At 62.5% G+C, this 19635-nt stretch carries 12 protein-coding genes; 7 read left to right on the plus strand and 5 right to left on the minus strand.

Annotated features, from left to right (window positions below; genetic code table 11):
• Positions 1-39 precede the first annotated feature (39 nt).
• The 4 genes from AC5PZ0_RS15020 to AC5PZ0_RS15035 all read left to right on the plus strand — a co-directional run bounded on the left by AC5PZ0_RS15020 (position 40) and on the right by AC5PZ0_RS15035 (position 4235).
• Positions 40-963 (plus strand): LysR family transcriptional regulator, encoded by a 924-nt coding sequence (locus AC5PZ0_RS15020; RefSeq protein WP_027593141.1) that lies wholly within the window; start codon positions 40-42, stop codon positions 961-963.
• Between the two features lie 13 nt (positions 964-976).
• Positions 977-1789: an alpha/beta fold hydrolase gene (locus tag AC5PZ0_RS15025; RefSeq protein ID WP_027593142.1), complete on the plus strand. Its 813-nt coding sequence runs from the start codon at positions 977-979 to the stop codon at positions 1787-1789.
• Complete coding sequence (locus tag AC5PZ0_RS15030) at positions 1783-2340, plus strand: peptidylprolyl isomerase (RefSeq protein WP_493855267.1); 558 nt, start codon at positions 1783-1785, stop codon at positions 2338-2340. Before AC5PZ0_RS15025 ends, AC5PZ0_RS15030 begins: the two co-directional genes overlap by 7 nt.
• A 62-nt stretch (positions 2341-2402) precedes the next feature.
• Positions 2403-4235 carry an ABC transporter ATP-binding protein gene (locus AC5PZ0_RS15035; RefSeq protein ID WP_493855268.1) on the plus strand — a complete coding sequence of 611 codons (1833 nt, stop codon included), beginning with the start codon at positions 2403-2405 and terminating at the stop codon, positions 4233-4235.
• Positions 4236-4416: 181 nt separating this feature from the next.
• On the opposite strand, the gene AC5PZ0_RS15040 is transcribed toward AC5PZ0_RS15035, so the two are convergent.
• Positions 4417-5544 (minus strand): GNAT family N-acetyltransferase, encoded by a 1128-nt coding sequence (locus tag AC5PZ0_RS15040; protein ID WP_412765376.1) that lies wholly within the window; start codon positions 5542-5544, stop codon positions 4417-4419.
• Positions 5545-5807: 263 nt separating this feature from the next.
• Here AC5PZ0_RS15040 and AC5PZ0_RS15045 point away from each other — a divergent pair, with 263 nt between their 5' ends.
• Positions 5808-7052, plus strand: a complete 1245-nt coding sequence (locus AC5PZ0_RS15045; RefSeq protein ID WP_027593146.1) for a putative porin — start codon at positions 5808-5810, stop codon at positions 7050-7052.
• Positions 7053-7247: 195 nt separating this feature from the next.
• Here the strand turns inward: AC5PZ0_RS15045 and AC5PZ0_RS15050 are convergent, their stop codons facing one another.
• Both AC5PZ0_RS15050 and hrpA read right to left on the minus strand, forming a co-directional pair.
• Positions 7248-8369 carry a beta-ketoacyl-ACP synthase III gene (locus tag AC5PZ0_RS15050; RefSeq protein WP_099430154.1) on the minus strand — a complete coding sequence of 374 codons (1122 nt, stop codon included), beginning with the start codon at positions 8367-8369 and terminating at the stop codon, positions 7248-7250.
• Positions 8370-8543: 174 nt separating this feature from the next.
• Complete coding sequence (gene hrpA, locus AC5PZ0_RS15055) at positions 8544-12449, minus strand: ATP-dependent RNA helicase HrpA (protein ID WP_265968484.1); 3906 nt, start codon at positions 12447-12449, stop codon at positions 8544-8546.
• Between the two features lie 554 nt (positions 12450-13003).
• Between hrpA and AC5PZ0_RS15060 the strand changes: the two genes are divergently transcribed.
• Complete coding sequence (locus AC5PZ0_RS15060) at positions 13004-14368, plus strand: glutamine synthetase family protein (protein ID WP_238217015.1); 1365 nt, start codon at positions 13004-13006, stop codon at positions 14366-14368.
• A gap of 25 nt (positions 14369-14393) precedes the next feature.
• On the plus strand, positions 14394-15701 hold the full coding sequence (locus AC5PZ0_RS15065; RefSeq protein ID WP_099430156.1) for an NAD(P)/FAD-dependent oxidoreductase: 1308 nt from the start codon (positions 14394-14396) through the stop codon (positions 15699-15701).
• A 101-nt stretch (positions 15702-15802) separates the two neighbouring features.
• Here the strand turns inward: AC5PZ0_RS15065 and fadD1 are convergent, their stop codons facing one another.
• On the minus strand, positions 15803-17500 hold the full coding sequence (gene fadD1 / locus AC5PZ0_RS15070; protein ID WP_027593151.1) for a long-chain-fatty-acid--CoA ligase FadD1: 1698 nt from the start codon (positions 17498-17500) through the stop codon (positions 15803-15805).
• A gap of 264 nt (positions 17501-17764) precedes the next feature.
• Positions 17765-19453, minus strand: a complete 1689-nt coding sequence (gene fadD2 / locus AC5PZ0_RS15075; protein ID WP_274885189.1) for a long-chain-fatty-acid--CoA ligase FadD2 — start codon at positions 19451-19453, stop codon at positions 17765-17767.
• Positions 19454-19635 lie beyond the last annotated feature (182 nt).

Genomic DNA, 19635 nt, shown 5'->3' on the forward strand with positions numbered 1-19635 from the left:
TCCTTGGAAGAGCGCAGCTTAGGACAACAGGAGCGAAACATGAAAGCGCCGCGCGTAACCCTTGATCAGTGGCGAACACTGCAAGCAGTGGTCGATCACGGGGGGTTTGCCCAGGCCGCCGAGGCGCTGCACCGTTCGCAGTCGTCGGTCAGCTACACCGTGGCCCGCATGCAAGAGCAGCTCGGTGTTCCGCTGCTGCGCATCGATGGGCGCAAGGCGGTGCTCACCGAGGCTGGCAACGTGCTGCTGCGCCGTTCACGCCATTTGGTCAAACAGGCCAGCCAGCTCGAAGACCTTGCCCATCACATGGAGCAAGGCTGGGAAGCCGAGGTGCGCGTGGTGGTCGACGCCGCCTACCCCAGCGCCCGGCTGGTCCGTGCGCTGAGTGCGTTCATGCCGCAAAGCCGCGGTTGCCGGGTACGCCTGCGTGAAGAGGTGTTGTCGGGCGTCGAGGAAGTGCTACGCGAAGGCATCGCCGACCTGGCCATCAGCAGCTACAGCATCGGCGGCTACCTGGGCGCCGAACTGAGCGCGGTAGAGTTCATCGCCGTTGCCCACCCCGAACACAGCCTGCACCGCCTGGGCCGTGAAATTACCTTCCAGGACCTGGAAAGCCAGCTGCAGGTGGTGATCCGCGACTCTGGCCGCGCACAACCGCTGGATGTCGGCTGGCTGGGCGCAGAACAGCGCTGGACCGTCGGCAGCTTGGGCACCGCCACCACCTTCGTCAGCAGCGGCCTGGGCTTTGCCTGGCTGCCGCGGCACATGATCGAGCGCGAACTGCGTGAAGGCGTGCTCAAGCCGTTGCCACTGGATCAGGGTGGCAGCCGTCACCCACTGTTCTACCTTTATTCGAGCAAAGAGAAGACCCTGGGCCCGGCTACGCAGATTCTCATCGACCTGCTGCGCAACTTCGACACCGCGCCTCTGGACGTGCCCTTCGCAGCCCCCCCACAAGCCTGAGAGGACCGCGCCCATGGCCTATTTCGAACACGAAGGATGCTTACTGCATTACGAGGAATACGGCCAGGGCGAACCCTTGGTGCTGCTGCATGGCCTGGGCTCCAGCTGCCAGGACTGGGAGCTGCAGATACCGCTGTTGAGCCGCCACTACCGGGTCATCGTCATGGACATCCGCGGCCACGGCCGCTCCGACAAGCCCCGTGACGGCTACCAGATCGCCACCTTCAGCGAAGACCTGCTGGCCCTGCTCGAACACCTGCAGACCGGCCCGGTACACTTCGTGGGCCTGTCGATGGGTGGGATGGTCGGCTTCCAGTTTGCCGTCGATCACCCGCGCTGGCTGCGCAGCCTGTGCATTGTCAACAGCGCCCCAGAGGTGAAGCGCCGCACCCGCAGCGACTGGGCCTGGTGGGCCAAGCGTTGGGGCCTGGCACGCCTGCTCAGCGTCGAGACAGTGGGCAAAGGCCTGGCCCAGCGCCTGTTCCCCAAGCCCGGCCAAGCTGACCTGCGCCAGAAGATGGCGCAGCGCTGGGCACGCAACGACAAACGTGCCTACCTCAAGAGCTTCGACGCCATCGTTGACTGGGGCGTGCAGGAACGCATTGGGCAAATTCGCTGTCCCACGCTGGTGATTGCCGCCGACCACGATTACACGCCGATACATCTGAAAGAGCGCTACGTAGCCCTGATGCCGCAGGCCAGGCTGGTAGTCATCGACGATTCCCGGCACGCTACGCCCCTCGATCAACCCGAGGTCTTCAACCAGACCCTGCTGCAGTTTCTTGCAGCTGCTTCCACCTCTCAAGGATCTTTGAGCCCATGCTGAAAAAACTCCTGCTCACCGCCTGCTTGGTCGCCTTCGCCACCAGCGTCATGGCGTCCGACAAGACCCCTCACGTGTTGCTGGACACCAGCTTCGGTCAGGTCGAAATCGAGTTGAATGCCGAGAAGGCGCCGATCAGTACCAAGAACTTCCTGCAGTACGTCGACAGCGGCTTCTACAACAACACCATCTTCCACCGCGTGATCCCGGGCTTCATGGTCCAGGGCGGCGGCTTCACCGATCAGATGGTGCAGAAAGACACCAAAGATCCGATCCGCAACGAAGCCAGCAATGGCTTGCTGAACACCCGTGGCACACTGTCCATGGCCCGCACCTCGGACCCGAATTCGGCCACCAGCCAGTTCTTCATCAACGTGGCTGACAACGACTTCCTCAACCCAGGCCGTGACCGTGGCTATGCCGTGTTCGGCAAGGTGACCAAAGGCATGGAAGTGGTCGACCAGATCGTCAATTCACCGACCACCGTGAAAAAGGGCATGCGCGACGTGCCGGCCGATCCGGTCTATATCAAGTCCGCCAAACGTATCGACTGAATGCAGGTTTCACAGGGACGTGAACCCGCCTGAAGGCCGGACCAACAGGAGTGTTGTCACCCATGCTGTACCGCCGTTTCGAACGACTCATCGACATTTTTCGCGAGGCACCGAGCGAAGCACCGCCAAGCACGGTGTGGCCGTTCTACCTGTATTACCTGCGCCAGGTCTGGCCAAGCTTCGCCGCCCTGCTGGTGGTCGGCCTGGTCGCTTCGTTGATCGAAGTGGCGATGTTCAGCTACCTGAGCCGTATCATCGACCTGGCCCAAGGCACGCCCAATGCCAACTTCTTCAGCGAACACAGCGGTGAGCTGATGTGGATGCTGGTGGTGATCCTGCTGCTGCGCCCGCTGTTCTTCGGCCTGCACGACCTGCTGGTGCACCAGACCATCAACCCAGGCATGACCAGCCTGATTCGCTGGCAAAACCACTCCTATGTGCTCAAACAGAGCCTGAACTTCTTCCAAAGCGACTTCGCCGGGCGTATTGCCCAGCGCATCATGCAAACCGGCAACTCGCTGCGCGATTCGGCGGTACAGGCAGTGGATGCCCTGTGGCACGTGCTGATCTATGCCGTCAGCTCGCTGGTCCTGTTCGCCGAGGCCGACTGGCGCCTGATGCTGCCACTGTTGGCGTGGATCGCCTGTTACATCGCCGCGCTGTTCTACTTCGTGCCGCGGGTTAAGGCGCGTTCGGTGATTTCGTCAGACGCACGCTCCAAACTGATGGGGCGCATCGTCGACGGCTACACCAACATCGCCACCCTCAAGCTGTTTGCCCATACCGACTACGAACAGCAGTACGCCCGTGAGGCGATCCGCGAGCAGACCGAAAAAACGCAACTGGCCTCGCGGGTGATCACCAGCATGGACGTGGTCATCACCACCCTCAACGGCTTGCTGGTGGTCGGCACCACCGGCCTGGCACTGTGGCTGTGGAGCCAGTCGCTGATCACCGTGGGGGCAATTGCCCTGACCACCGGGTTGGTGATCCGCATCGTCAACATGTCGGGCTGGATCATGTGGGTGGTCAACGGCATCTTCGAGAACATCGGCATGGTCCAGGACGGCCTGCAGACCATCGCCCAGCCGGTCACCGTCACTGACAAGCCCAATGCGCCGGCATTGAAGGTGAGCCGTGGTGCGGTGCATTTCGACGATGTGGACTTCCACTACGGCAAAGCCAGCAACGTGATCGAAGGGCTCAATCTGAACATCCGCCCGGGCGAGAAGATTGGCCTGATCGGCCCTTCTGGCGCGGGCAAATCGACCCTGGTGAACCTGCTGCTGCGGCTGTATGACGTGCAGGGTGGGCGCATCCTCATCGATGGCCAGGACATTGCCGAAGTGAGCCAGGCCAGCCTGCGTGCGCAGATTGGCATGATCACCCAGGACACCTCGCTGTTGCACCGCTCGATCCGTGACAACCTGCTGTACGGCCGCCCAGAGGCCAGCGAAGCGGCACTGCTTGAAGCCGTACGCCGCGCCCGCGCCGACGAGTTCATTCCGCAGTTGACCGACGCCCAAGGGCGTACCGGCTTCGATGCGCATGTGGGCGAGCGTGGGGTCAAGTTGTCTGGCGGCCAGCGTCAACGTATCGCGATTGCCAGGGTGTTGTTGAAGAACGCACCGATCCTGATCATGGACGAGGCCACTTCAGCGCTGGACTCTGAGGTTGAAGCCGCGATCCAGGAGAGCCTTGAGACACTGATGCAGGGCAAGACCGTGATCGCCATCGCCCACCGGCTTTCGACCATTGCCCGGATGGACCGGCTGGTGGTGCTGGACAAAGGGCATATCGTCGAGAGTGGCAGCCACAGTGAGTTGCTGGCGCAGCAAGGGTTGTATGCGCGGTTGTGGCATCACCAGACCGGCGGGTTTGTTGGGGTGGATTGAGATGAGCGGTTGCCTGCGCCGGCCTCTTCGCGGGGCAAGCCCGCTCCCACAGGTTCATCACTGGTTTTGAGTGCAGTGATATTCCTGTGCAGCCCACAGATCCATCACTGGTTTTGAGGGCAGTGATATTCCTGTGGGAGCGGGCTTGCCCGCGAAGAGGCCGGCGCAGGCAACGTGTTATTCAATCCCTGCGGTAAGGCAACATCCCCCGCGCCTCTTCGGCATACCCCTGCACCCCTTCCCGCTCCTGCAACAAAAACCCTTCCACCGCCCGCCGCAACCCGGGATGCAGCAGGTAATGCCACGACCGCGTCAGCACCGGCTCGAACCCTCGGATCAACTTGTGCTCACCCTGAGCCCCTGCATCGAACCGCTGCAGGCCTTCAGCAATGGCAAAGTCCATGCCCTGGTAGAAGCACGTTTCAAAGTGCAGCCGGTCGAACTCATCCAGGCATCCCCAGTAACGGCCATACAGGCTGTCACCGCCCACCAGGCTCAGGGCCATGGCCACGTCACGCCCGCCTTGCCTGGCCATCACCACACGCAGCGCCTCGGGCATGCGCTCGGCCAGCAGGCTGAAGAACTCACGGGTCAGGTACGGCGCGCGCCGGCGCACTGCATACGTGTTGGCGTAGCACAGGTAGACGAAGTCCCACTGCGCCTCATCCAGTTCATCACCCCGGTACCACTGAAAGTCGATGCCCTGCCCGGCCACTTGCTCGCGCTCTTTGCGCATCTGCTTGCGCTTGCGCGAGCTGAGCGTGTCGAGAAAATCCTGGAAGTCCCGATAGCCTCGGTTGCGCCAGTGGAACTGGCAACCCAGCCGCTCCATCCAGCCTGGCAAGCCGGCCATCTGCTGGTCCAGTGCCGGGTCGGTGAAGTTGATGTGCGCGCCAGAGAGCCCGCCCTTGCCCAGGTACTCGGGCAATGCTTGCAACACCAGCAGGCCATCGGCGGGGTCGGCGGCCAGCAGGCGCGGGCCGCTGACCGGGCTGAACGGCACAGCGCCCAGTAGCTTGGGGTAGTAGGCAATGCCTGCCCGCTCACAGGCATCGGCCCAGCCGTGGTCGAACACGTATTCGCCAAACGAATGCCACTTGCGGTAGGCCGGCAGCACGGCGCGTACCTGCCCTTCACGCTCCAGCACCAGGTGCTCGGCAGCCCAGCCGGTGGAGCGGGCAACGCTGCCACTGTCCTCCATCGCGCTGAGAAAGGCGTGGCGCAGAAACGGTTGGCCCGCAGGCACCAGGGCATCCCAGGTGGCCGCCGGAAGATCACGCAGATGAGCAAGGCTGTACAGGCTGGTCACGGTTTCGACTCGCTGTCTTGAGGCCCTCAGTATCCCGGAAGAATGGCCCATCACTCAAATGACGATCACCTGGCCAATCCGTTCATTGCCGATTACTTAACAACAGTGCCACTAATTAGACATTAATCTGTCATTCCCCCCCGCAATACTTGCGCCTGTTTTCCGGAACCCCAGAACCTGTCTATTCAGGCCCTTTCCGAAGACATGCCAACACAGGGGCGGGCGCTGAGCCTCCCCCATTTTTTTCTAGTAGGGAGAACCTTATGCGTCTTGTTTCCACACTTACCGGAGTGAGCCTCACCGGCATGATGCTGGCTCTGAGTACTCCGGCCAGTGCTGCTGTCGACGCCAAGCTGCTCGAAATGCTCCGCGCCAATGGCTCGATCAACCAGGCGCAGTACAACGAACTGCAAGGCGATCTGGCAAAAGAGACCAAGGAAAAGGCCGACCAGAAAGCGCAGTCCGAGCGTATGAGTTCCTTTGAACAAAAAGTGGCATGGGCCGCCAAGACCCAGATCAAGGGTGATGTGCGCCTGCGTTACGAAGACGTCAACGTTGACGACCCGAACAGCAGCAGCGGCAACCAGGACCGCCAGCGCGTCCGTGCCCGTGTCGGCTTCTACAGCGAAATCAACCCGCAAGTCGATGCTGGCGTGCGTATCGCCACCGGTAGCAGCGCCGACCGCCGCTCGACCAACCAGAGCTTCGACAACTATTTCGACAAGAAATCGCTGTGGGTCGACCTGGCCTACCTCGACTGGCACCCGACCGCAGTGCCAAACCTGCACCTGATCGGCGGCAAGATGCCACAGCCGTGGGTGAGCATGGGCGATATCATCTGGGACAGCGACATCAACCCGGAAGGCGTGGCCGCGACCTACAAGGCTGACCTGGGCGGCGCCGAAGTGTTCGCCAGTGCCGGTCAGTACACCCTCAAAGACAACGTCGACGGCGACGGCGTGCAGTACAAGCACGATGCGCAGGTCTACCACGGCCAGCTGGGCGCCAAGTTCGCCCCTGCCGACGTGCTGAAAGTCACTGTGGGTGCGAGCATCTATGGCTACGACAACGACAAGGAAGCGGCCATTCTGCAGTCGTTCGGCAACACCACCAATGAGTTCAACCTGGTGGAAGGCTTCGGTCAGCTCGACTTCACTGGCTTCGCCATCCCGCTGTCGGCCTACGGCCAATACGTGAAAAACACCGAGAGCACCGACGGTGAAGACCAGGCCTGGCTGGCCGGTCTGAAAACCAAGGTCGGCGCTTGGAGCCTGGACTACAACTACCGCGATGTTCAACGTAACGCCGTGGTCAGCCTGTTCACCGACTCCGACTTCGGCAACGGCTTCACCGGCTCTCGTGGCCACAAGTTCAAGGTCGGTTACGAGATCGACAAGAACTTCTCGCTGGGCGCGGCGTACCTGATGGCCAAGACCGATCTGTCGCAGCTGCCGAACAGCAATGCTGACGTAGACACGCTGCAGGTAGACCTGGAAGCCAAGTTCTAAGCAACCGCTTCACTGCTTCACTCAAGGCGGGAAATGCCGACCCCATCCGGTATTTCCTGCCTTTTTTTGTGTGTGACATTGTAGGGGGCTGCTTTGCAGCCCATTCGCAGCGCAAGGCTGCTCCTACCGGTGCGGTTCGCGTTCCCCTGTAGGAGCAGCCTTGCGCTGCGAATGGCCGCAAAGCGGCCCCGGCAATCAGCGTTTGCGCAAAATCACGCTACCCACCGAATACCCCGCGCCAAACGAGCTCAGCACGCCCACCGCACCCTCGGCCAGGTCATCCTGGTACAGGTGGAATGCAATCACCGACCCCGCCGAACTGGTGTTGGCATAACGGTCCAGAATCACCGGTGCCTCTTCCTCGGTGGCTTCACGCCCCAGCAGCTTCTTGACGATCAAGTGGTTCATGCTCAGGTTGGCCTGGTGCAACCAGAAGCGCTTGACGTCGCTCGGCTGCAGGTCATTGGCTTCAAGGTGCTCACCGATCAGCTCAGCCACCTTCGGGCACACTTCACGGAACACCTTGCGGCCTTCCTGGATGAACAACTTGTCCGCAGCACCTTCCCCCTCCTCCGCCGCGCGGTTGAGGAAGCCGAAGTTGTTACGGATGTTGTTGGAAAAGCCGGTCCACAACTTGCTGCTGACAATCTCGAACTGGTGCTTCGAGGTGGCCTGGTCGGCACGCTCGATCAGCACGGCGGTGGCGGCATCACCGAAGATGAAGTGGCTGTCGCGGTCGCGGAAGTTCAGGTGGCCGGTGCAGACCTCGGGGTTGACCATCAGTACCGAACGCGCCTGGCCCAGCTGCACGCTGTTGGCGGCGGTCTGGATGCCGAAGGTGGCTGACGAGCAGGCCACGTTCATGTCGAAGGCAAAGCCCTCGATGCCCAATGCATTTTGCACTTCGATGGCAATGGCCGGGTATGGGCGCTGCAGGTTGGAGCACGCGACGATCACCCCATCGACGTCGGCGGCGGTACGGCCCGCGCGTTCAAGTGCTTGGCGAGCAGCGGCCACCGCCATTTCACACAGAATCGACGGCTCGTCATTGGAGCGCTCTGGCAGGCGTGGCTTCATGCGTTGCGGGTCGAGGATGCCGGCCTTGTCCAGCACGAAGCGGCTCTTGATGCCCGAGGCCTTCTCGATGAAAGCGGCGTCGGACAGCGGCGCTGCCTCGACCTCGCCGCGCTCGATGGCGGCGGCGTTGTCGTGGTTGAACTGCTGCGCCCACGTGTTGAAGGACTCCACCAGTTCTTCGTTGGAAATGCTCTGGGCCGGGGTATACAGGCCGGTGCCGCTGATCACGACGTTATGCACGGTCGTTCCTCTGGTCAAAGGCCATCGCCACGGGGCGCTGGCTGGAAAATGCGTAGTAGCACTTTAGTGCCAACTCGAAGGCGAGGGCGTTGCCCTCGTTCGCGGGTAAACCCGCTCCCACAGAGGCCGCTAGGCGGCCCCAAATTGCATCAATATTGCCACATCTTCTGCGGTTTAGGCTTCCACCTGAGCCCACTGTTTGCTGAGACGCTTGTCAGAAATCGGCACTTTGGTACCCAACTGCTGAGCGAACAACGACACCCGGTATTCCTCCAACAACCAACGGTACAGCGTCAGTTGCTCATCACGCTTGCCCTCCTGGGCGTGCTTGTCGGCACGTGTCTTGTACTGGGCCCAGAGGTTTGCCAGCTCGCCACTCCAGACGCGGTCCTTCTGCACCTGCGAGCCGAGCTTCTCCAAGCGTAACTCCACGGCCTTGAGGTAACGCGGCAACTCCTTGAACCAGGCGCCCGGGGTTTCGCGAACGAAGCCCGGGTACACCAGGTTGGCCAGCTGTTGCTTGATGTCGTTCAGCGCCACCGCCTGGCTCAGGTCGATCTTGCCTTTGAAGCGCTTCTGCAGCCCGTGCCACAACTTGAGCACTTCCAAGGTCTGGCGCGCCAGGCGTTCAGCGTGCTCGGCCCAACTGCCACGTTTGCGCTCGGCCAAGCCGGCCAAGGCGGCACCGTCGCGCGGCAGCGGGTGTTCACCCTCGAGGATGCAGCTGTCCAGGCTGGCCAGCAGAATGTCTTCGACCAGTGCCTCGACACGGCCCAGCTCGCGGTACAGCAAGCCCAGTTCGGTCAGCCCGGGCAACTTGCCACGCAAAAACTTGGCAGGCTCCGCCAACTGCTGCAGCAACAGGCGCTGCAAGGCGCGACGGTGCTGAAACTCGGCTTCGGCCTGGGTCGAGAAACGCCCTTCGCGCACGGTGCCGTTTTCGTCCACCAGCGCCGGGTAGACGGTCATCGACAGGCCGGCGATCTTCTGCTGGGTGCTCTGCGCCACTTCACTGAAGGCCTTGGCCTGCACCGGGCGTTCGGCGTTCTCGCTGCGTGGCACGGCCAATGCGGCCTGGCTGGCGGCGACAAAGCGTGCGGTCAGCTCGGCCAGGTCGCGGCCTTCGCCGAGGAACTTGCCCTGGCCATCGACCACTTCGATGTTCATCCGCAGGTGGCCTTCGACCAAGTTGACCGATTCTGCCCAGGCCTCGTCGGACACACGCGCACCGGTCATGCGCAGCAGCTCCTGGCCCAAGGCCTGGGGCAACGCGCCCTGGCCGAAGGTCATGCGCGCCAGCGCGGCCTTGACGAAGTCCGGTACCGGCACGAAATTCTTGCGCAGGGCCTTGGGCAGGTTGCGCACCAGCGCCACGCACTTGGCTTCGATCAGGCCCGGCACCAGCCACTCCAGGCGTTCGCCAGGCAGGCTTGGCAACAGCGGCGCCGGAACGCGCACGGTCACACCGTCGCGGGGGTGGCCCGGCTCGAAGTGGTAAGTCAACGACAGGCGCAAGTCCCCTACCTGCAGGCTGTCCGGGTACTGCGCCGCGGTGACTTCGCTGGCTTCACGCGCCAGCACGTCTTCTTCGCGCATGATCAGCAGGTTGGCGTCCTTCTGGCTGGTCATGCGGTACCAGGCATCGAAGGTCGCGGTCTGGTGGATTTCCTCGGGCAGGCGCGCTTCGTAGAACGCGTAGAGGGTCTCTTCATCGGCGAGAATATCGCGCCGACGGGCCTTGGCCTCCAGTTCGTCGAGCTGTTCAAGCAAGCGTTTGTTGGCCGCCAGGCACTTGGCCCGCGACTGGATCTCGCCGCCCACCAGCCCCTCGCGGATGAACAGCTCGCGGGAGGTCACCGGGTCGATCGGGCCAAAGTGCACCGGCCGGCGCCCCACCAGAATCAGCCCATACAAGGTGATCTGTTCAAAGGCCACCACTTGCCCGCGCTTTTTCTCCCAGTGCGGTTCGAAGTGGTTCTTCTTGACCAGGTGGGTGGCCAGCGGCTCGATCCAGTCGGGCTCGATCTTGGCGACCACCCGCGCATACAGTTTGGTGGTCTCTACCAGTTCGGCAGCCATGACCCACTGCGGGCGCTTGCGGCCCAAGCCCGAGGACGGGTGGACCCAGAAGCGCCGCTGACGGGCACCTTGGTAATCGCCCTCTTCCGTCTTCTGGCCGATCTGGCTGAGCAGGCCGCTGAGGATGGCCTTGTGCATGCGCTGGTAATCGGACGGTTCCTTGTTGACCGTCAATTGCAGGTCACGGCAAATCAGCGCCAGCTGGCGGTGGGCATCGCGCCATTCGCGCAGGCGCAGGTAATTGAGGAAATTCTTTCGGCACCAGTTACGCAACGGGTTGGCCGTCAACGCCTGGCGCTGTTCTTCGAAGCCACGCCACAGGTTGACCAACGCGGCGAAATCGGAATCGACGTCCTTCCACTGAGCATGCGCCTGGTCGGCCGCCTGCTGGCGCTCCGGCGGCCGCTCGCGCGGGTCTTGCACCGACAGAGCGCTGGTCACGATCAACACTTCCTGCAGGCTGCCCTGGCGGGCGCCTTCAAGCAGCATGCGGCCCAGCCGTGGGTCGATTGGCAAGCGCGCCAGCTGTCGCCCAAGCGGGGTCAACTGGTTCTCGCGGTTGACCGCCGAAAGCTCCTGCAACAGGTTGAAACCGTCGCTGATGGCCTTGCCATCCGGCGGCTCGATGAACGGGAACGCGTCGATCGCACCCAGGCGCAGGTGCAGCATCTGCAGGATCACCGCCGCGAGGTTGGTGCGCAGGATCTCTGGGTCGGTGAACGCCGGCCGGCCGTTGAAATCCTCTTCGCTGTACAAGCGTACGCAGATGCCCGGTTCGACCCGGCCGCAGCGGCCCTTACGCTGGTTGGCGCTGGCCTGCGACACCGCCTCGATCGGCAGGCGCTGAACCTTGGCGCGGTAACTGTAGCGGCTGATGCGGGCGGTGCCGGTGTCGATCACATAACGAATGCCCGGCACGGTCAGCGAAGTCTCGGCGACGTTGGTGGCCAGGATCACGCGGCGCCCGGTGTGCGACTGGAAAATGCGCTGCTGCTCGGCGGGCGACAGGCGCGCATACAGCGGCAGAATCTCGGTATGGCGCAGTTGCGCCTTGCGCAAGATCTCGGCGGCGTCGCGGATTTCCCGCTCGCCCGGCAAGAAAATCAGCACATCCCCAGGGCCCTTGCCCTCGCTGCGCTCATGCTGCGCCAGTTCGTCCAGGGTGGCGAGGATCGCCTGGTCGACGGTGAGGTCTTCCTCGATCTGGTTGCCTTCCTCGTCCTGCTCGCTGGTCAGCGGGCGGTACCAGGTTTCGACCGGGAAGGTGCGCCCCGACACTTCGATGATCGGTGCGCCATCGAAGTGCTGGGAGAAACGCTCAAGGTCGATGGTCGCCGAGGTGATGATCAGCTTCAGTTCCGGGCGGCGGTGCAGCAGGGTCTTGAGGTAGCCGAGCAGGAAGTCGATGTTGAGGCTGCGTTCGTGAGCTTCGTCGACGATGATCGTGTCGTAGCGTTCGAGGAAGCGGTCGTGCTGGGTTTCGGCCAGCAGGATGCCGTCGGTCATCAGTTTGACCAGGGTATTGGCATCACTCTGGTCTTCGAAACGCACCTGGTAGCCGACCAGCCCGCCCAGCGGCGTGCCGAGTTCTTCGGCGACACGGGTAGCGACGCTGCGCGCGGCGATACGGCGTGGCTGGGTGTGAGCGATCAGGCCATGGCTACCGCGCCCCAGCTCGAGGCAGATTTTCGGCAACTGAGTGGTCTTGCCCGAGCCGGTCTCACCGGCAATCACCAGCACCTGATGCTCGGCCAGCGCCTTTTTGATCTCGTCACGCTTGGCAGCAATCGGCAGGCTGTCGTCGTAGCGCACAGTTGGCACGCTTTGCTGGCGTGCGGTGACCTGCGCGCAGGAGGCCTGGACCTTTTCCACCCACTGGGCGAGCTTCGCTTCGTCCGGGCGTTTGCGCAGCTCGTGCAGTTGCCGACGCAGACGGTGGCGGTCGGCGATCATGGCGTGGTCGAGGTTTTTCAGGAGCTGGTCGATGGCTTGGTCTGTCATGGGGCTTTTTAGTGATGCAGGTGAGCCTGCTTTTTCATGATCGGCATTTGAAGAGGCGCAATTGTCGCAGATTTGAGGGTTCTTTGCTGTCCGCGCTGGCCGCACCTTTGTGTGTAGGAGCAGCCTTGTGCTGCGAAGAGGCCGGTGACAACAAAGGTGATGTCGGTTGCTATCACCGCCCTCTTCGCAGCACAAGGCTGCTCCTACAACGATCAGGCGGGCGCGCTATGTTTAGTGAAGGCTGATGTAAAGGTTGCCATTCACTGCTTTAATCAACCTTACGCCGCATGTGAGTATCAAAGGCATGACTCCCGCCCAGCCTATCGCCCCACCGTCGTCCCGCCCTTCGCTGCCGAAGGCCAGGAGCCGTGCTGGGGAAAATCCGCTGGTCCACATCATCCTCGCCTTCTGGGCTTTGTGGCACTGCCGTCACGCGCGCCCACCGGACACTTCGCTCACGCCATTGTGACCCAACCCGGCCACCGCCTGGCCGTTTGACTCAACTGGGCCGCCAGCATGCGCGGTGGCCCTGTGCGCCCGTGAGCGAATTCATCATGCACTTTGCACCCGTAGAGCACGCCAGCCAATTCCTGGCCGACAACCCCGATATCGAGCTGTTCGAGCTGTTCATCCTCGACGCCAATGGCGTCCCCCGCGGGAAGCTGCTGCACCGCGAGGAACTGCTGGCGGTCTACCAGACCGGCCGCCCGCTGCCCAGCACCATCCTGGGCCTGACCCTCAATGGCGATGACGTCGAAAACTCTGGCCTGGTCTGGGACGTTGGCGACATCGACTGCCGCGCCTACCCGCTGGAAGGCAGCTTGGTGCGCCTGCCCTGGCGGCGCGTACCCACCGCCGCAGTGCAGGTCAGCATGCACCCCAGCGAAGGCCTGCCGGCGAGCATTGCCGACCCACGCCATGTGCTGTTGCGCACGATCGAAGCGCTCAAGGCCGATGGCTACCACCCGGTGATGGCGTGTGAGCTGGAGTTCTACCTACTCGACCAAAAACGCGATGCCCAGGGCCGCCCGCAGCCGGCCCTGGACAACGACGGTGGGCGCCCGCGCAGTACGCAGGTGTATGGCCTGCGTGAACTGGAACAGATCGAGCCCTTCCTCGCCGACCTTTACGCCGCGTGCAAAGCCCAGGGTATCCCCGCCCGCACGGCAATCTCCGAGTACGCACCTGGCCAGGTGGAAATCACCCTTGAGCACGGCGATGCGCTGCTGGCCATGGACCAGGCCGTGCGCTACAAGCGCCTGGTCAAAGGCGTGGCCCATGCGCATGGCATGCAGGCTTGTTTCATGGCCAAACCCTTTGCACAACTGGCCGGCACCGGCATGCACATGCACCTGAGCCTGGCCGACAGCGCCGGCAACAACCTGTTCGCCAGCGAGGACAAGGCCGGTACGCCGTTGTTGCGCCAAGCGGTGGCCGGCATGCTGCGCCACCTGCGCGATTCGCTGCTGCTGTTTTGCCCCAATGCCAACTCGTTCCGCCGCTTCCAGGCCAACAGCTACGCGCCACTGGCGCCCACCTGGGGCGTCGACAACCGCACGGTCAGCCTGCGCGTACCGGGCGGCCCGGCCAACAGCCGACACGTGGAGCACCGCATCTGCGGTGCCGATGCCAACCCGTACCTGGCCGCAGCGGCCATCCTCGCCGCCAGCCACCGCGGCATCCGAGAACAGCTGGACCCCGGCGCCCCCGTTGAAGGCAACGGCTACGCCCAGGCCACCGAGCACTTGCCCACCGACTGGCTGACCGCCCTGGATGCCCTGCAGCATTCGGGCTGGGCCCGGGAGGCACTGGGCGATGAATTTCTTGGGGTATACCTGAAGGTCAAGCGCGCTGAGTACCGCCAGTTCATGGCCGAAGTCAGCGAACAGGACTGGCGTTGGTACCTGCACCAGGCCTGAGCCCCACTCATAACAAGGAACACCCATGAACGCAGCATTGAACAAGGGACCGGCCCAACGCGCGCCGTCCTATTACAGCGCCACCCTCAATGACCACACGCAGTACCCGACCCTCAAGGGCACCGTGCACGTCGACGTGGCCATCATCGGCGGTGGGTTCACCGGCGTTGCCACCGCCGTGGAGTTGGCCGAGCGCGGCCTGAAGGTGGCCATTGTCGAAACCAACCGCATCGGCTGGGGCGCCAGTGGGCGTAATGGCGGCCAGGTGACCGGCAGCTTGTCGGGCGACGAAGCCATGCGCACGCAAATGCGCGATCGCCTGGGCAGCGAGGTGGATGATTTCATCTGGCACCTGCGCTGGCGCGGGCACCAGGTCATCGAGCAACGGGTGGCACGCTACGGCATCGACTGCGACCTCAAGCGCGGCCACCTGCATGCCGCGATGAAGCCGTCGCACTTGAACGAACTGCGCGGTTTCGCGGCCGAGGCGGAGCGTCGCGGCATGGGCGATCAGGTCGAGATGCTCGACCGCAGCGCCATGGCCCAGCACCTGCAGAGCCCGCTGTACCTGGGCGCCTTGAAAAACCGCCGCAACCTGCACCTGCACCCGCTCAACCTGTGCCTGGGCGAGGCCCGCGCCGCCCACAGCCTGGGCGCGTTGATCTTCGAGCATTCAGAGGTGCTGGACATCGTCCACGGCCCGCGCCCGGCAGTGGTGACCGCCGAGGGGCGCATCGAAGCCCGCCAGGTGATGCTGGCCGGCGATGTCTACCACAAGCTGGAGCAACGCAAGCTCAAGGGCAAGATTTTCCCGGCCATGGGCGGCATCGTTACCACTGCGCCGCTGGGTGAACTGGCCGAGCAGATCAACCCGCAGGACCTGGCGGTGTATGACTGCCGCTTTGTCCTCGACTATTACCGCCTGACCGCCGACAAGCGCTTGCTGTTTGGCGGCGGCGCCAACTACTCCGGGCGTGATTCACGCGACATCGAAGGTGAACTGCGGCCCTGCATCGAACGCACCTTCCCGGCGCTCAAAGGGGTGCCGATCGAGTTCCAGTGGAGTTGCGCCATGGGCATCGTGGTCAACCGCATCCCGCAACTGGGCAAGCTCTCGGACAATGTCTGGTACTGCCAGGGTTACTCCGGGCATGGCATTGCCACCAGCCACATCATGGGCGAGATCATGGCCGAAGCGCTGACCGGGACACTGGAGAAGTTCGACACCTTTGCGCAGTGCAAGCACGTGCGGGTGCCGATGGGGGACTTGCTGGGGAATCCGCTGTTGGCGGCAGGGATGTGGTACTACCAGATGCTCGAGAAATTGCGCTGATTTCACCGGCCCTTTCGCGGGCAAGCCCGCTCCTACAGTGAGATACCTGTGGGAGCGGGCTTGCCCGCGAAGGGCCAGCAAAGCCAGCCCAGAATACAGGCTCAAGCGATCTTCTTGAGCCCTTGCTTCTTCAGCTCTTCATCGCGCAACTCACGGCGCAGGATCTTGCCCACGTTGGTGGTCGGCAACGTATCGCGGAACTCGATGTAGCGCGGCACCTTGTAGCCGGTGACATTGGCGCGCATATGCTCCATCACCTGCTCCTTGGTCACGGTCATGCCCGGCTTGACCACGATGAACATCTTGATCACTTCGCCCGACTTTTCGTCCGGCACGCCGATGGCCGCACACTGCAGCACACCTGGCAAGCCGGCCAGCACGTCTTCCAGCTCGTTGGGGTACACGTTGAAACCGGAGACCAGGATCATGTCCTTCTTGCGGTCGACGATACGCATGTAGCCGTCCGGCTGGATCAACGCGATGTCGCCGGTCTTGAGCCAACCCGCGCTGTCGAGGATCTCGGCGGTGGCGTCTTCGCGCTGCCAGTAGCCCTTCATCACTTGCGGGCCCTTGATGCACAGCTCACCCACCTCGCCCAGCGGCAGTTCATTGCCACTGTCGTCGATGATCTTGCACAGCGTCGAAGGCACCGGAATACCGATGGTGCCAACCTGGTTGGCCTCGGACGGGTTGACGGCGGCCACCGGGCTGGTTTCGGTCATGCCGTAACCTTCGCAGATGGCGCAACCGGTAACGGCCTTCCAGCGCTCGGCCACGCTCAATTGCAGGGCCATGCCGCCAGACAAGGTGATTTTCAGCGCAGAGAAGTCCAGCGCGCGGAACCCCTCGTTGTTGCACAGGGCGACGAACAAGGTGTTGAGGCCAACGAAGCCGCTGAATTTCCACTTGCTCAGCTCTTTGACCATCGCCGGCAAATCACGCGGGTTGCTGATCAGCACGTTGTGGTTGCCGATCAGCATCATCGCCATGCAATGGAAGGTAAAGGCATAGATATGGTAAAGCGGCAGCGGTGTGATCAGGATTTCGCAGCCTTCATGCAGGTTCGAGCCCATCAGCGCCCGGCATTGCAGCATGTTGGCCACTAGGTTGCGGTGGGTCAGCATCGCGCCCTTGGCCACGCCCGTGGTACCGCCGGTGTATTGCAGCACGGCGACATCATTGGGTTGCGGGTTGGCCTCGGTGACCGGCTGGCCCTTGCCCAGCGCCAGGGTGTCGTTGAAGCGCACAGCACGCGGCAGGTCATAGGCCGGCACCATCTTCTTCACGTACTTGATCACACTGTTGATCAGCAGGCGCTTGAGCGGCGGCAGCAGGTCGGCCACTTCGGTGACGATGACATGCTTGACCTGGGTCTTGGGCACTACTTTTTCGGCCAGGTGGGCCATGTTGGCCAGGCACACCAGCGCCTTGGCACCGGAATCGTTGAACTGGTGCTCCATCTCCCGCGTGGTATACAGCGGGTTGGTATTGACCACGATCAGCCCTGCACGCATGGCGCCGAATACCGCTACCGGGTATTGCAGGACGTTTGGCAGTTGCACGGCAATGCGATCACCCGGTTTCAGGTCGGTGTGTTGCTGCAGCCAGGCGGCAAACGCCCCCGACAGCGCATACAGCTCGCCATAGGTGATAGTCTTGCCCAGGTTGCTAAAGGCCGGTTTGTCGGCAAAGCGTTGGCAGGATTGCTTGAGTACCGCCTGGATATTGGGGAATTCGTCAGGATTGATTTCCGCCGTAATCCCGGCTGGGTATTTATCCTTCCAAAAATGTTCGATCATGGAAGCCCACTCCTTCAGCAACAGCGAAGTTCGATTCACGCGTCGATGCGCTTATTATTGATATGTGATGGCGGCTCATTGCAAACCGGATCATCTGAAAGCGGCCCGAGAGTAACAGCTTTGCCAGGGGTCGCCTAGAGGCCAAAACAGGCCTCACGGTCACAAAAATGACTCAATGAACGATACAAGTCATTTTTAGAGTATTTATCCAAAATGTCGCAAAACGGGCCAAAAGGCCCGTTCCAGAGGTATCCTGCACCGCTATCAAGCGATGTCACGTAACTCGCGCCGCAAGATCTTGCCCACTGGTGTCATCGGCAACGACTCGCGCAGCACGATGTGCTTGGGCACTTTGTAGCCGGTGAAATTGGCTTTGCAGTACGCCTTCAGTTCATCGATGCTCAAGCCGCCCTCGCGCGGCACCACGAACAGTTTCACCGCCTCGCCAGAACGCTCGTCCGGCACGCCGATGGCCGCGCAGTTGGCCACCTGCGGATGGCCCATGATCACATCCTCGATTTCGTTGGGGTACACGTTGAAACCCGAGACGATGATCATGTCCTTCTTGCGGTCGACGATGCGGGTAAAGCCATCCGGGTCGATCACCGCGATATCACCCGTCTTCAGCCAGCCTTGTGCGTCCAGGGTCTGCGCGGTGGCCTCGGGTTGCTGCCAATAGCCCTTCATCACCTGCGGGCCCTTGATGCACAGTTCACCCCGCTCGCCTAGCGGCAGCTCGTTGCCGTCGTCGTCGATTACCTTGAACGCCGTGCCTGCCACCGGGATACCCACCGTGCCCAGCCGCGCCAACTGGCCATAAGGGTTGGTACTGGCGACCGGCGAGGTTTCGGTCAGGCCATAACCTTCGACGATGCGGCAGCCCGTGAGGCTCTCCCAGCGCTCGGCGGTGGCCTTGACCAGCGCGGTGCCACCGGAGTTTGTGACCTTCAGCGCAGAAAAATCCAGTTGCCGGAAGCCGGGGTGGTCCATCAGCGCGACGAACAGCGTGTTGAGCCCCAGCAGGCCGGAAAAACGCCACTTGCCCAACTCCTTGATGAAGCCGGCAATGTCCCGCGGGTTGGTGATCAACACATTGTGGTTGCCGGTGACCATCATGCACATGCAGTTCGCGGTAAAGGCATAGATGTGATAAAGCGGCAGGGGCGCGATCATTACCTCCTGGCCTTCTTTGATCATCTTCTGCCCGTCTGGCCCATGCTGCGAGAAACACGCCAGCACTTGGAGCATGTTGGCCACCAGGTTGGCATGGGTGAGCATCGCGCCCTTGGCCAGGCCGGTGGTGCCGCCGGTGTATTGCAGCACGGCGATATCGTCCAGGCTAAGCGGCACCGGCTTGTGGCTGAGCGAGCGGCCCTCGCGCAGCACCTGCTTGAATGACACCGCCTGGGGCAATTGATAGGCCGGCACCATCTTCTTCAGTTTGTCGACCACGGTGTTGATCAGCCAGCCCTTGGCGGCGGGCAGCAGGTCGCCCATCTTCGCCTCGATCAAATACTCGATACCGGTATCGGGCAGCACCTCCTGCACGCGCTTGCCGAACATGTTCAGGTAGACCAGCGCGCGGGCGCCGGAGTCCTTGAACTGGTGGCGCATTTCACGCTCGGTGTAGAGCGGGTTGGTGTTGACCACGATCAGCCCCGCACGCAACGCGCCGAAGACCGCGATGGGGTACTGCAGGACGTTGGGCATCTGCACGGCGATGCGGTCGCCCGGTACCAGGTCCGTGTGTTGCTGCAGCCAGGCGGCGAAGGCTGCCGAATGGCGCTCCAGCTCGGCGTAGGTCAGGGTCACGCCCAGGTTGCTGAACGCCGGGCGGTCGGCGAAGCGCTTGCAAGAGCGCTCGAACACCTCGACGACGGAGGTGTAGGCATGGATGTCGATGGTGGAAGGCACGCCCGCCGGGCGCTTGTCATTCCAGAAGTCGGCTTGCATTTATTATTGTTCCTCTGCCTGGACCTGCTGCGGGGGGTGTAGCGGGTCGTTTAGTCCTTTGACCTGATCGCCAATGGCAAACAGGCGTTTAACCGACGTTAGCAGGTAAGCCCAAGGCGGCATATACGCCAAGCTCCGCCATTAACATTGTGAATCTTATTTGTGCCCTTCCTGCAATCCAG

It is taken from the genome of Pseudomonas sp. 5.2, assembly GCF_059025405.1.